This is a genomic window from Mesorhizobium sp. B2-1-8, assembly GCF_006442545.2.
In the GTDB taxonomy this organism is placed as follows: Bacteria; Pseudomonadota; Alphaproteobacteria; order Rhizobiales; family Rhizobiaceae; genus Mesorhizobium.
Map to the genome: position 1 here is coordinate 768,411 of NZ_CP083952.1, position 14,456 is coordinate 782,866.

The window sequence follows — 14,456 nt, forward strand, 5'->3', positions numbered from 1 at the left end:
CAGCTCTAACTCTTTGTTTTCCCGCAATTCCCAAGGGAAAGCGCTACGCGCTTTTCCCGGGAAAACCGCTACGCACTTTTCCTGGAATTGCTCTAGCCGGCGGCCTTGTCGGCCGTGGTCCTAATGGCTTCGATGTTGGCGCGGTAAGCCTCGACACTGCCACCTTTGAAGATGGCAGCACCCGCCACCAGCACGTCGGCGCCGGCTGACGTGACCAGCGGCGCGGTTTCCGGCGAGACACCGCCGTCGATCTCGATGCGGATCGGCCGGTCACCGATCAACGCCTTGACCCTTTTCACCTTGTCGACCATTGCCGGGATGAAGGCCTGTCCGCCGAAACCCGGATTGACGGTCATGATCAGGATCAGGTCGAGCCGGTCGAGCACATATTCGACGGCGCTTTCCGGCGTCGCCGGATTGAGCGAGACGCCGGCCTTCTTGCCGAGGTTCCTGATGGTCTGCAGCGAGCGGTCGAGATGCGGCCCGGCCTCGGCATGCACCGTCATGCCGTCGCAGCCGGCCTCGGCGAAGGCGGCGAGGTAGGGATCGGCGGGCGCGATCATCAGGTGGCAGTCGAAAAAGGCCTTGGTGCGGTTGCGGATCGCCTTGATGACAGGCGGCCCGAAAGTGATGTTCGGCACGAAATGCCCATCCATCACGTCGAGATGGATCCAGTCGGCACCGGCCGCCGCCACCGCCTCGACCTCGTCACCAAGCTTCGAGAAATCCGATGCCAGCACCGACGGTGCGATCAAGGTTTTTTTGCTCATCTCGCGGCCTTTCCGGGCGCCCTTTTCATACGGACGCCCCGAACCGACTGCCTAAAGCGCTGCCGCCGACTTGTCGAGGGCACAAGCGCGGTTCCACAGGGTGGTGTCACGGCGCCGATCTTGTCGCCGCCAATCACCACCTGACCTGATCATAAAGAAAACCCGCCGGACTGCTCCGGCGGGTTCTCGTTTGGCGTCGCGCGGGTGGTTACTGCTGCTGGAGTTTCAGGAGCCTGTTTGGAACCGGATCCTGTTGCTGGTCGATCTGCTGCCTGCGTCGCGGCAGCAATTGCAGCAACTGGCCCGGATCGATTTCCAGCGATGGCTGTCCGCGTATCGGCCGGCAGTTCGGATACCGCCCGATCGTACCCTCCGGACAGTGTCGCCTGAAGATCGGCTGGCACTGGCCGTTGACCATCTGCGAGCCCGGCGCGCATTCGCTCTGTTGCCTGGGCTTGCGGCAGGCGCCGTCGATCACCTCGGTCCCACGCGGACAGACGCATTCGCCGCGCTTGTTGTGGACCTGGCCGCGTATGTCGCACTGCTGCATGTCAGGCTGCTTGCGCCGGCAGGCATTGCCTTGCACCTCGGTACCCCTCGGGCAGAAGCAATTGCCATCGGAGTCATGGACCTGGCCACGAATGGTGCACTGGTCAGGCTTCGGCCGGATCGGGCGGCAGGCGCCGTCGCGCACCTCGGTGCCTTGCGGGCAGACACAGTCCCCGTCCGCATTGTGGACCTGGCCACGGATGGTGCACTGCTCGGGCTTCGGCCTGATCGGGCGGCAGGCCCGGTCTCGCACCTCGGTGCCTTGCGGGCAGACGCAGTCGCCATCCGCATTGTGGATCTGGCCGCGGATGGTGCACTGCTCGGGCTTCGGCCTGATCGGGCGGCAGGCGCCGTCACGCACCTCGGTGCCGCGCGGGCAGACACAGTCCCCGTCCGCATTGTGGACCTGGCCACGGATGGTGCACTGCTCGGGCTTGTCGGTCCTGACGCATTTTCCGTTCTCCAGCCCCGTGCCGCGCGGGCAGACACAGCGTCCGTCCTCGGTGCGGATCTGGCCTTCGAGCAGGACGCAGCGCGGTGGCGGCGGCAGTGGCAATGGCAGAAGGTTGGTGCCGCCGCCAGTGCACTGGCCGTTGCGGAAGGTGGTGCCTTTCGGGCAGACGCAGCGGCCGGCGTCGTTCATGACGAAGCTCGGCGAACACTGGTTCTTCACCTCATGCGTGATGGTGAAGGGATGGCACGCATAGGCCTTGCCGCGATCGCCCTGCCCGTTGGTCGCATCCTTGGACAGCACGTCGCCGCCCTGCACCCGTGTGTCGGGAGACAGCACGCCGACGCAGTTCTGGCCACTGACGTTGCCCTGCAGGTTGGCCAGGCGCCCGTCGCCGGGAATGACCACCGTCACATGGTGCGACTGGCTTTCGCCGGCGCCGAGCGTCAAGTTGGCGATGCAGGAGGCCGGCAGCGTCGTCGGTTCGGGCGAGCAACCGAAGGGCGGGTCGATCGAAGTGATCGCAACGCCATCCAGCCGGCCAAGCCCGTCCACGCCGATCGCATCGCCGATGCGGACCGGACCCGAGAAGGGGCTCGTCCCGTCATTGGATATAGTGATGTCGAACGAGCAGGGCTGGCCGACGCGGCACTCGCGGTCGCCGGTCTTCTCGACACGAATGGTCGAGGAGCCGCCGCCCTTGGCGCAGGCCTGGCCGATCGGATAGACGACGTCGTCGCCCTGTGCCGGGCCATAGGAGCCCCGCGCGCAGTTCTCGAACTCGCCATTGGCCGAGACAGTCACGTCGAAGTGCCTGGAGGTTCCGGGCGTCATGACGGCGCCGGGAATCTGGCACGACAACGTATTGGCCGGAACCGGTCCGCACGCCCATTCCGCGCCGTCGGGGGTGACGGTCTGGATCTGGACAGGCGCTCCGCCCGACACCAGCGTGGCGGCATCGTTGACCCGTACCGGACCGGTGGGGGCAGCCGTACCGACGCTGGTGACGGTGATGCGGCAGGAAACCACTGCTGCACCCGCCAGCGAGCCGCTGCAGACCTTGGTGATGCGCAAGGTCGGCTGGCCGCCATTGGGATGGCGGATGCGTTCCTTGGCGCAGGCCCTGTTGTTGGTGAGATCGACCTCACCGGGGATGGCCTTCACCTCGGCGCAGTTCTCGACCGTGTCCGACCGATAGCTGGCCGGCACCACCGCCTTGACGAAGATCGGCGTCGAGGCGCCCGCGGGCAGCGAGATGCCGGCATTGTCGCAGCGGAACTGGCCGGGGCCGTTCGGGCCGCAGGTCCAGGGCGGGCTCGGTCCGAAGGTCGAGGACGTCGGCGCGCCGCTTGGGTAGTTGTCGATCACCGTCAGCGGACCGTTATAGGTCGATGTACCGTTGTTGATGATGTCGATGATGAAGGTGCAGACGCCATCGGCGGTGCAGACTTCGGTGCGGGCACGCTTCTTGAGGATCAGGTCGACCTTCTTCTCGACCGGCGGCTGGCAATCCGGGTTGCGGTCGCCGCGGCGGCAGATCGGGATCGAGGCGCAGCCACGGTCATTGGCCTGGCTGCCGAACAGCGGCTTGCCGCTGGCGCCGTAATTGTAGGTGGCGCAGTTGCGCAGCACGCTGCCTTGCCAGCCTCCGGCCGGCCTGAAGCCGAGCTTGAGGTCGACAAAGGCCCCCGGATTGAGCGTGGTCACCGGATAGGTGCACGTCATCGGGGTGGTTCCCGGCGCGCAGACCCAGGGCGGATTGGGTCCTGAAGTCAGCGTCGAGCCGGCCGGCAGCGTCACCTCGTCGAGCACGATCTTGCCGTTGTAGGGCGCTGTGCCGACATTGGTGACGCGGATGGTGAAGTCGCACCCGCCGGCCACGGTGCAGCGCGGAACGTCGGCGCGTTTCTCGACCTTGAGGTCCGGCTCCTTGTCCCGGGGCGGGCATCTCTGGTCACGCGGAATGACGATGTCGATGGTTTGCGTGCAGCACAGGCCCCAGCCCTCCTTCGGCCCGGCATAGGTCTCGATGCCGGTGACGATGAGGTGGATGACGTCGCCGGGTGACGCGCCGACGATCTTCCAGTCGAGCACGCCCCCGCCCGCCGGCACCTTCTGGGTGTCGGGGATGATGGTGATGCCTGATGAGGTCGTCGAAACCTGCACCCACTTGCCGCCCATCTCCGGGCCGACCGGCATGTGGTAGATGAAGGCGCCGCCGCCAGGCACGCAGTCGACGGTGCCGCGCTCGACCTTGAAGCATTCATGGTCGGTGGGAGGCGGAGGCTGCTTGTCGCATTTGGTGAGGTCGATCCGGATCGAGGTCTTTTCGCCGGTCGCGATGTTGCCATCGTCCGGCTTGCCCGGATCCTGCGACGGGATGATGGTTCCCGTGCCGACGCCGCCGGTGACCTTGATCAGGCCCTGATTGTCGACATTGACCGGCGCCGGAAACGCGGCGTGGTCGATCTTGGCCGTGATGCGGAAGGTGATGACGCGTTCGTTCGGTGCGCCCGAGCCATCGAGATCGCTGGCGGAAATCCGGAAATCGGAAACCGTTGCCGTATCGTTGGGTCCGGCCGAATTGCTGACGACAGCACTCGGCAAGGCCCCACCCGATGCATCGGTGCCGTCGCCGGATACCGTCACGTTGACGATCGAAAGACCGTGCGGAAGCTGGTCCTTGAACTCGAGCTTGGCTTTCTTCAGCGCCGCCTCGAGGCCCGGATCGGCAAAGCCCTGCGGATTGCCGCGCAGGCCGAAGGTCAAGGTGTAGAAGACAGAGTCGCAGCTGCGCTGGCCACCGGTCTTGGTGAAGAACGGCACGACACGTCCGGGTTCCGGGTTGATGATGCGCGGATTGTCGAGCTGCAGCTGCACATCCGGGCTGGTGACGGCCTGGACGGCCTGCGCGGCGGATGCCGGCAGTGCGGGCGCAAGGGCGACCGCGATACCGGCCGCCATCAGCCAGCGCGCACCGCGCCTGGCATATGACAGGGGTTTCATGATCGTCTCCATGACGGTTTTTTGCGTTTCGGTCGCGAGCGGGGAGGGGGCAAGAATGGTCATCTTTGCCTCCTCAACGTTCGCAGCTGACGGCTGGGGTGCGGAGCGGCAAGGTCATCTTGCAGCAAGGGTAGTAGCCACCCTTGTCCTTGTCGGACTTCCTGTAGAAGCACAGCCCGACATCCACTCTGTCGCCCGGATAGTGGCCGGTGATGTCGATCGTGTACGGCTTGCCTGGCGCATGCGACATGGGTGAGGTCACCCCGACGCCTGGCGTCCTGGATTGGGCCTTGATCGAATCGCCGCCGAAGCCGGCATGGTCATGGAGATAGAGATCGGCCTCGAGGCCGCGCGGCGTGCAGTAATACTGCACGGCCTCGACATCGAGACACGGAGGCAGATTGCCGGGCGGTGGGAAGTCCGGCGGGTAGAAAGGAGACTCATAGCCGCCCGGGATTTCCTCATAATAGCCGGCACGGCCCTCGCAGGGGTGCCAGACGGCGACGTCACCGACATGGCCTTCCACTTCGGGATCCTCGAAATAGCCGTCGAAATCGACGAACCAGGAGCCGAAGGGCGGCACGTTGGCCGGCTTGACCAGCTCCTTGGGCGTGATCTGCACGCCATGCACGGCAAGCGGCCCGCCGGCGGCGAGCTTTTCGGCAAGTGTGGGGTTGTCGCGCAATTTGTCGCCGGTGTTGACCAAGGTCTGGGTGCACACCGAAGTGTCGAGATTGCCGTCGGCATCGTAGCCATATTGCAGGTCGAGGCCGCCGGCCGACTGCCTGTTGCCTTGCGGGAAGCCGACCGCATATTCCTGCGGTGCCTCCACCCAGACCGATTCCGTCGCGGGATCGTCCGGATTTTCTCTGAAGTAGCGGATGACCTCGCCCTTGCCGGAATCGGCGAAGCGGCTGTAGTCGTAGCGGTTTTCGACCGGGCCGCGCTGGGCTAGGTACATGAAGCCGCTGTTGTCGAAGGCAATGTCGGTGACGGCGTAGTCCTTGTCGGCCCTGACCGTCAGTTCCCAGCGCGGATCGCCGGCGAAGGTGCCGTCGCGGGCAATGCCCACCGACCAGATTTCCGATTTTTCGCCAACCGAATAGTAGAGGCGGCCGCCATGATAGGAGACGGCCCAGACGCGGCGCTCATCCTGGGTGTAGCCCCAGCTGTCGGGGTCTTCGGTGTCGAAAGCCGCGCCCTGTATGTCCATCACCGCGCCATCATCGGCGACGGGAGCCAGCCCATGCGCCGGTCGCCCGGCGACGCCGTGATCGAACGTGTCGACCAGTCTGCCGTTGGCGTCGATGCGATGGATCACGCCGGTATCGAGGTCGGAAGCGAAGAACTGGCGGTGGACGGGATCGAAGGTGATATTGCCGATGCCGGGACCGCTGTTGGTGTCGATGTCGGCGAATTTGACGACCTGGCCGGTGATGCCGTCGATCTTCCAGATGGTGCCCGGTCCGCCGCCGTTTTCGGTGCCGAACTGGCCCTCCATGAAGGTGGCGCCGGCCGTTCCGCGGCGCTGCCGCTCCGGCCTGCCGTCCTTGTCGGCGTCCGGCGTGACGATCTCGATGCCATGCAGCGAGGTCGCGGCGGCATAGAGGTTGGGAATGCCGGACGGCACCCCGTCGCGCACGCCGTCATCATAGGTAAGGCCGAACACCTCGCCGATCTGGCCCGCCGTCACCTCGAAAGGCGGCGGCGTGAAGACGAGCTGGCCCGACGCCGGACCACCCAGGTGCGAAACGTCGAACACGCGCAAAGTGGCGCGCGAAGTGTCGATGAAGGTTTCGTCGATCGGATCGACGCCGGGCGGCAGCCCCTCGTCGAAATTGGGGATGATGGTGCCGGGAAAGCCGGTGACCGCCATCGAGCCTGGATAGATGATCTGGGTTTCCTGCGCCCGGGCGGCGCCTCCAAGGCACAGGCTGGCGGCAACCACCAGCGCCAGCAAGCCGCCGGCCTGCAATGCACCGCGCAAGCGGCCGTCAAAGTCAAAAGAAGACACGAACGTGCCGCGGACGCGAGACATCAAGCTACCCCCGTTAGCCACGGGAGAAACACCCGGCGTCGCCGCGCAAATCAGGGCAAGGCGCGATGGTCCGGCACGTTCTTCCCTGATCGAATTGTCTGCTTTCCTCATGGTGACGATACGCCTGCTCCTGCGCAGGGTCAACGGAATCAACGGAAAGCCCAGCGCATCGATCCCGTCCCGAAGGCGGTGGTCGCGCCGAGCTCCTGTTGGTCCCGGAGACCATGGAGTCTCTGGGTTGCTGGTCATGGGGGCTTCCTTTCCGGGGCCACACCATGCGGCACCTGGACATCAGTCGCGGGCCGGCGCGGAAAGGTTCATGGACGCCTTGCGCAGAATGCTTGCGCGCGATGCCGCCTGTTCTTATATACGCGCCAAGCCGTGCGGCGCCGGAGAACCGGTGGCCGAACGGGAATTCTTGTGAACAGGGGCTTTCGTCGGAACGCCTTTACCGGGTCCTGAGAGCCTGCTTAGCGGAGAGACTAGAAAAATGGCAAAAGTAATCGGTATCGATCTTGGCACCACCAACTCCTGCATCGCCATCATGGATGGCAAGGAGCCGAAGGTGATCGAAAATGCGGAAGGCGCGCGCACGACGCCTTCCATCGTCGCCATCTCGGGCGACGGCGAACGTCTCGTCGGCCAGCCGGCCAAGCGCCAGGCTGTCACCAATCCTGAAAACACCATCTTCGCGGTCAAGCGCCTGATCGGCCGCCGCTATGACGATCCGGTAACGGAGAAGGACAAGAAGCTTGTCCCCTACAAGATCGTCAAGGGCGACAATGGCGATGCCTGGGTCGAGGCCGGCGGCAAGAAGCAGTCGCCCTCGCAGATCTCGGCCATGATCCTGCAGAAGATGAAGGAAACGGCGGAAGCCTATCTCGGCGAGAAGGTCGAGAAGGCGGTCATCACCGTTCCGGCCTATTTCAACGACGCCCAGCGCCAGGCCACCAAGGACGCCGGCAAGATCGCCGGCCTGGAAGTGCTGCGCATCATCAACGAGCCGACCGCGGCGGCGCTCGCCTACGGCCTCGACAAGAAGGAAGGCAAGACCATCGCCGTCTATGACCTTGGCGGCGGCACGTTCGACATTTCGGTGCTCGAGATCGGCGACGGCGTGTTCGAGGTGAAGTCGACCAATGGCGACACCTTCCTCGGCGGCGAGGATTTCGACATGCGCCTGGTCGAGTATCTGGCGGCCGAGTTCAAGAAGGAACAGGGCATCGACCTGAAGGCCGACAAGCTCGCCCTGCAGCGCCTCAAGGAAGCGGCCGAGAAGGCCAAGATCGAGCTGTCCTCGACGACGCAGACCGAGATCAACCTGCCCTTCATCACCGCCGACGCGACCGGCCCGAAGCACCTGACGCTGAAGCTGACGCGCGCCAAGTTCGAGAGCCTGGTCGAGGATCTCGTCCAACGCACCATCGAACCGTGCAAGGCAGCGCTCAAGGATGCCGGCCTGAAGGCCGCCGAGATCGACGAAGTGGTCCTGGTCGGCGGCATGACCCGCATGCCCAAGATCCAGGAGATCGTGAAGCAGTTCTTCGGCAAGGAGCCGCACAAGGGCGTCAACCCGGATGAGGTCGTCGCACTCGGCGCCGCCATCCAGGCCGGTGTGCTGCAGGGCGACGTCAAGGACGTGCTTTTGCTCGACGTGACGCCGCTGTCGCTCGGCATCGAGACGCTGGGCGGCGTGTTCACCCGGCTGATCGAGCGCAACACGACGATCCCGACCAAGAAGAGCCAGGTGTTCTCAACGGCCGAGGATTCGCAGTCGGCCGTGACCATCCGCGTCTTCCAGGGCGAGCGTGAAATGGCCGCAGACAACAAGGCGCTCGGCCAGTTCGATCTGGTCGGCATCCCGCCGGCGCCGCGCGGCGTGCCGCAGATCGAGGTCACGTTCGACATCGACGCCAACGGCATCGTCAACGTCTCGGCCAAGGACAAGGGCACCGGCAAGGAGCACCAGATCCGCATCCAGGCCTCGGGTGGTCTTTCGGACGCCGATATCGAGAAGATGGTCAAGGACGCCGAGGCCAACGCCGATACCGACAAGAAGCGTCGCGCCGTGGTCGAGGCCCGCAACCAGGCCGAAGCGCTGGTGCATTCCTCGGAGAAGTCGCTGAAGGAATATGGCGACAAGGTCTCCGAGGCCGAGCGCACCGCGATTTCCGATGCGATCGCGTCGCTGAAGACCGCCGCCGAGGGCGACGACCCGGCCGACATCGAGGCCAAGAGCCAGGTGCTTGCCGAAGCTTCCATGAAGCTTGGCCAGGCCATGTACGAGGCCTCTCAGAAGGAAGCGGCGGAAGCCGACGCCAAGGCGGATGCCGCCAAGGACTCCGACGTGGTCGACGCCGATTTCGAGGAAATCGACGAAGACGACGACAAGAAGAAGTCGGCCTGAACGGCCTGACGGCAAGACAATGCGAAAAGCCCGGCGCAAGGCCGGGCTTTTTTGCAACCCTCGCTGAAAAAAGCGCGAGCACTGCCGAAAAAATCACTGAAAACCACGGACAAGTTCGCGCCGGCCCTAGCATACGGGCAGCACCGCTCCTAAATCGAGACAACGTGCCGGCAAACGACGCAACACCATGCATCAAGACGTTGATCCGGACTGCGGGAAAAAATGAAAGCTGATTTCTACGAAACGCTGGGCGTGCAAAAAGGCGCCGACGAGAAGGAGCTCAAGAGCGCTTTTCGCAAGCTCGCCATGCAGTTCCACCCCGACCGCAACCCCGGCGATCATTCCTGCGAGCACAAGTTCAAGGAAATCAACGAAGCCTACGAGACGCTGAAGGACCCGCAGAAGCGCGCGGCCTATGACCGTTTCGGTCACGCCGCCTTCGAGCAGGGCGGCATGAATGGCGGCGCGCAAGGCTTTGGCGCCGGCGGCTTCGCCGACATCTTCGAGGATATTTTCGGCGACATGATGGGCGGCCGCCAGCGCCGCTCGTCCGGTGGCCGCGAGCGCGGCGCCGACCTGCGCTACAACATGGAAATCTCGCTGGAGGAAGCCTTCGCGGGCAAGACCGCGCAGATCCGCGTGCCGGCTTCGATATCCTGCACGGAATGCTCCGGCAGTGGCGCGAAGCCGGGCACCCAGCCGGTCACCTGCTCGATGTGCAACGGCCACGGCAAGGTGCGCGCCACGCAGGGGTTCTTCTCGATCGAGCGGACCTGCCCGCAATGCCAGGGCCGCGGCCAGACCATCAAGGACCCGTGTCCGAAATGCGCCGGCCAGGGCCGCGTCACCGAGGAGCGCTCGCTGTCGGTCAACATCCCGGCCGGCATCGAGGACGGCACCCGCATCCGCCTTGCCAATGAGGGCGAGGCCGGCCTGCGCGGCGGGCCTTCGGGCGACCTCTATATCTTCCTGGCGGTCAAGCCGCACGAATTCTTCCAGCGTGACGGCGCCGATCTCTATTGCAAGGTACCGATCTCGATGACCACGGCCGCCCTTGGCGGATCCTTCGAGGTGACGACGCTGGACGGCACGCAGACCAAGGTGAAGGTGACCGAAGGCACGCAGAACGGACGCCAGTTCCGCCTCAAGGGCAAGGGCATGCCGGTGCTGCGCCAGCCCAATGTCGGCGACCTCTACATCCAGACCGCGGTCGAGACGCCGCAGAACCTGTCGCGCCGCCAGCGCGAATTGCTGGAAGAGTTCGAACAACTCTCCTCGCAGGACAATTCGCCACAATCGAGCGGCTTTTTCGCCCGCATGAAGGACTTTTTCGAGTCTTTCGGCGAGCGTTGAGACGCGACCAGAGCTATCTTATCCACGACAGAGGCATGGCCGCGCCTTGCCTTGCGTCACCCAGGTGTTAAGTAGCTTCCACGGGAGCGCTGAGGAGAGCTTGCATGGCACGTGGTCACGGACTGCGGAAGGCGTTTGCCGAGAAGTTCGACGACGAACTCAAATTCTTCAAGGGCTGGATCGACAAGCCGAAGACGGTCGGCTCCATCGTTCCGACCAGTTCGATCACCGCACGCAAAATGGCCTCGATCGTCAACCCGAAGTCCGGCCTGCCGGTGCTCGAGGTCGGTCCCGGCACCGGGGTCATCACCCGCGCCATCCTCGCTCAGGGCGTGCGGCCCGAAAACCTCTACGCGGTCGAGTACAATACCGATTTCGTGCGCCACCTGCGCCAGCTCTACCCCGGCGTCAACGTCATCGAGGGCGATGCCTTCAACCTCAACGCCACGCTTGGCGAGAGGAGCGGGATGATCTTTGACAGCGTCGTTTCCGGCGTGCCGCTGCTCAACTTCCCGGTCGCCCAGCGCATCGCCTATATCGAGAGCCTGCTCGACCGCATCCCGGCCGGACGGCCGATCGTGCAACTGACCTATGGTCCGATGTCGCCGATCCCGGCTGGCCGCGGCGACTATACGGTCAAGCATTTCGACTTCATCTTCCGCAACATTCCACCGACGCAGCTTTGGATCTATCGGCGCGAAGCGCATTAGGTTCCCCGTCGCGGAGGCGCTCGCGGTTCCTGGGTGCTGGCCTGCGTATCTTCGCGATTGGCGGAAGCCCCAGGATTTCGTCATCCACGGGCGGGGCAAGGAGCGCAGCGACGCGGCGCAGACCCGAGGATCCATGCCGCGACCTCGGAGCGCTGCTGCGGTGGGGAGTTCTGCTCCGTTGCGTCCTTCGGCGAATGTCGCGGCATGGATCCTCGGGTCTCCGCGACGGAGCTTCGCTCCTGCTTCGCCCCAGGGATGACGAAGTTTAGAGTTGCGGTTTCCGTTTGATGCGTTGATTTGATCGAACCTTGGCTGTACGTGTCCCAGAACAAGGGTGGCCAATGGCAGTGATCCCGAAAATCCTCGTCTTCGCCGGCTCGGTGCGCGGCGGCGCCTATAGCGGCAGGACCGCCGACGTGGCGCAACAGGAACTTGCGGTGCAAGGCGCCGAGGTCACCCGCATTTCGCTCGCCGACTATCCCTTGCCGATCCTCGACGAGGACCTGGAGAAGGAAAGGGGCGTCCCCGAAAACGCCCAGAAGCTCGCGCGGCTGATCGCCGCTCATGACGGGGTGCTGATCGCGACGCCGGAATATAACGGCTCCATCCCGCCGCTGCTCAAGAATACGATCGACTGGGTGAGTCGGGTGCGAAGGGATGGCGGCCGGTCGGTCAGGCCGCTTGCCGGCAAGGTCGCGGGCCTCTGCTCGTCCTCCAAAGGCCATTTTGCCGGCATCCGCTGCATCAACCATCTGCGCGCCGTCCTGGTGCGCTGCCAGATGGAGGTGGTGACGCCGGAATGCTCGGTGCCGGAGGGTGGCGACGCCTTCGACGGGGACGGCCATTTCCGCGACGAAAGACTGCACAAATCGATGGAGCACCTATGCCGCACGCTGATCGAAACCTCACGCATGCTGTCGACCAGGGTCGAGGCGTGACTGCCGCTACCATGCAGGCCCACCCCATGCAGGCCAAATCCATGCAGGAAAGATTGATCGTCGGCCTCGACGTGGCGACCGTGAAGGAAGCCGAGCAGGCGGTGCGCGAGCTCGACGGCGTCGTCTCTTTCTACAAGATCGGCTATCAGCTGGCCTTCGCCGGCGGGCTCGACTTTGCCAGGGAGCTGGTCAGCGGCGGGACGAAAATCTTCCTCGACATGAAGCTGCTCGACATCGACCACACGGTGGCCAAGGGCGTCGAAAACATCGTCAAGATGGGCATGACCATGCTGACCATCCATGCCTATCCCAAGGCGATGCACGCGGCGGTGGAGGCAGCGCGCGGCAGCGAGCTTTGCCTGCTCGCCGTCAGCGTGCTGACCTCGATGGACGAGCAGGACATGATCGACGTCGGCTATGAATATGACCCGCACACGCTGGTGCTGAGGCGGTCGGAACAGGCGCTGCATGCCGGCATGGGCGGCATCGTCTGCTCGGCCGCGGAGGCCGAAGCGGTGCGCCGCATCGTCGGCCCCGACATGGCGGTGGTGACGCCCGGCATCCGGCCTGCGGGCAGGGACCATGGCGACCAGAAGCGCGTGGTAACGCCGGCACAGGCGATCCGCAACGGCGCCAGCCACCTCGTGGTCGGCCGGCCGATCGTGGCGGCCGGCGACCGGCGCGCCGCGGCGGAGGCGATACTCGAAGAGATGCGCTCGGCCTGACGAGCCCCCACGAACAGGAGAAAGAGAATGCCCAAGGGATACTGGATCGCCCGCGTCGATGTGCGCGACGCGGAAGGCTACAAGGATTACGTCGCGGCGGCGAAACCAGCTTTCGAGCGCTTCGACGCGAAATTCCTGGCGCGCGGCGGCGAGCATGAAAAAGCCGAGGGTCCCGGGCGGGCGCGCAATGTGCTCATCGAGTTCGAATCGCTCGCCGCGGCGCATGATTGCTATCACTCGCCGGAGTATCAACGCGCGGTGGCGATCCGCCAGAAAGTGGCCGACGGCGAGATCGTGCTGGTAGAAGGGGTCTAGAGCGGTTCAGCGTTTGATAGAATCGCCGACCCGCTCTAACTCTTTGTTTTCACGCAATTCCGGACGGAAAACCGTTACACACTTTTCCTGGAATTGCTCTGGCGGAAGAGCCTGTTCGCCGCGGTTTCCGCCATCGCGTCGGCCAGGCTCAGCCCCCATTGCTGGCGGCAATAGGCGCGGAAATCGAAGCACGGCAGGCCGGGGCAGACCTCGAACTCGATGAGATGAACCGTATCGTCGGCCTCGACGCGCAGGTCGACCGAAAACACGTCGCGCAGGCCGAGCCCGTCCATCAACCGTTTGGCAATCGCGCGGATCCTGGCATCGGCCACCGGCTGGCTGGCCGCGACCGGGGCGAGTTCGGGTTCGGCATAGTGCCCGGCAGCCTTTGCCGCCTCGCCGGTGTCGCCATAAAGCGCCAGGCTGTCGGCCATGGTCTGGAAATCGACGCCTGACTCGACAAAGACAATGCCAAGCGCCTCGACACCAACTTGCGGCGTCAACCCGAGGAAGCTGGCGCGCACATTGCGGCCGCCGACATAGGGCTGGACGACGACATCATCGCGATAGGCCGCGAAAACACGCCGGCTAAGCTCCAGCGCGTGACCGAGATCGGTTATGCGCGAATCCGGCCAGATGCCGATCTTGGCGCCGAGCCGGTTGGGCTTGACGAACCAGCCCGCCGCGGAGGCCGGCGGCGCGACCAGCCAGGTTCCATCCCGGGCAAGGCCCGCCTGCGGGACCGGCAGGCCGAGCGCGCCAAGCACGGCGCCGGAACGGAACTTGTCCTGGCAGAGCGCGAAGAGCGAATCATCGGCACCGATCGTCCTCAAGCCGTTGAGCCGCGCCAGCGCGGGTGCGGCGCCGCCACGGAAATAGGCGATGCCGTCGGTCAGCGTCCAGACCAGCGTCGTGGAAGGATCGGCTTCGGTGAGCGCGCTTGCGGCATGGTCCAGCTCCACCGCGGCGAAGGCGAGGCCACGCCTGTCACAGGCGGCGGCCAGCGCATCGAATTCGGGGGCGAGATCGGTCGATTGCGCCAGGTAGGACGAAATCTCGGCGGCGCGCTGCGGCGCATGGCCGTCGGCGACCAGGCGGTCGAAGCATGCCTTCTCCGGTTCGTGGACGAGGATCAGCTTTGGCTTGTGACTCGACATGAGACGAACATTCCCGGCGGTGCGATCACCTAGCATC

General features: G+C 64.8%; 10 protein-coding genes. 6 read left to right on the plus strand and 4 right to left on the minus strand.

Going from position 1 to position 14,456, the window contains the following annotated elements; genetic code table 11:
* Window positions 1-92 precede the first annotated feature (92 nt).
* From rpe to FJ970_RS03650, 3 genes are all read right to left on the minus strand, one after another.
* Window positions 93-770, minus strand: coding sequence for a ribulose-phosphate 3-epimerase (gene rpe / locus FJ970_RS03640; RefSeq protein WP_140760356.1), 678 nt, complete (start codon window positions 768-770; stop codon window positions 93-95).
* A gap of 208 nt (window positions 771-978) precedes the next feature.
* Complete coding sequence (locus tag FJ970_RS03645; protein ID WP_140760354.1) at window positions 979-4,839, minus strand: DUF11 domain-containing protein; 3,861 nt, start codon at window positions 4,837-4,839, stop codon at window positions 979-981.
* 10 nt (window positions 4,840-4,849) lie between these two features.
* Window positions 4,850-6,814, minus strand: coding sequence for a hypothetical protein (locus FJ970_RS03650; protein ID WP_140760352.1), 1,965 nt, complete (start codon window positions 6,812-6,814; stop codon window positions 4,850-4,852).
* 490 nt (window positions 6,815-7,304) lie between these two features.
* Between FJ970_RS03650 and dnaK the strand changes: the two genes are divergently transcribed.
* The 6 genes from dnaK (at window position 7,305) to FJ970_RS03680 (ending at window position 13,262) form a co-directional block, all read left to right on the plus strand.
* Complete coding sequence (dnaK, locus tag FJ970_RS03655; RefSeq protein ID WP_140760350.1) at window positions 7,305-9,221, plus strand: molecular chaperone DnaK; 1,917 nt, start codon at window positions 7,305-7,307, stop codon at window positions 9,219-9,221.
* Between the two features lie 222 nt (window positions 9,222-9,443).
* Window positions 9,444-10,574: a molecular chaperone DnaJ gene (gene dnaJ / locus FJ970_RS03660; RefSeq protein WP_140760347.1), complete on the plus strand. Its 1,131-nt coding sequence runs from the start codon at window positions 9,444-9,446 to the stop codon at window positions 10,572-10,574.
* 104 nt (window positions 10,575-10,678) lie between these two features.
* Entirely contained in the window at window positions 10,679-11,284 is a 606-nt protein-coding gene (gene pmtA, locus FJ970_RS03665) for a phospholipid N-methyltransferase PmtA (RefSeq protein WP_140760345.1), read from the plus strand.
* A 341-nt stretch (window positions 11,285-11,625) separates the two neighbouring features.
* Complete coding sequence (locus FJ970_RS03670) at window positions 11,626-12,222, plus strand: NADPH-dependent FMN reductase (protein WP_140760343.1); 597 nt, start codon at window positions 11,626-11,628, stop codon at window positions 12,220-12,222.
* A gap of 11 nt (window positions 12,223-12,233) precedes the next feature.
* Window positions 12,234-12,947 carry an orotidine-5'-phosphate decarboxylase gene (pyrF, locus tag FJ970_RS03675; RefSeq protein ID WP_181178684.1) on the plus strand — a complete coding sequence of 238 codons (714 nt, stop codon included), beginning with the start codon at window positions 12,234-12,236 and terminating at the stop codon, window positions 12,945-12,947.
* Window positions 12,948-12,974: 27 nt separating this feature from the next.
* On the plus strand, window positions 12,975-13,262 hold the full coding sequence (locus FJ970_RS03680) for a DUF1330 domain-containing protein (protein ID WP_140760341.1): 288 nt from the start codon (window positions 12,975-12,977) through the stop codon (window positions 13,260-13,262).
* Between the two features lie 74 nt (window positions 13,263-13,336).
* Here FJ970_RS03680 and FJ970_RS03685 read toward each other — a convergent pair whose 3' ends face one another.
* Window positions 13,337-14,419, minus strand: coding sequence for a D-alanine:D-lactate ligase-like protein (locus tag FJ970_RS03685; RefSeq protein WP_140760339.1), 1,083 nt, complete (start codon window positions 14,417-14,419; stop codon window positions 13,337-13,339).
* Between the last annotated feature and the right edge of the window lie 37 nt (window positions 14,420-14,456).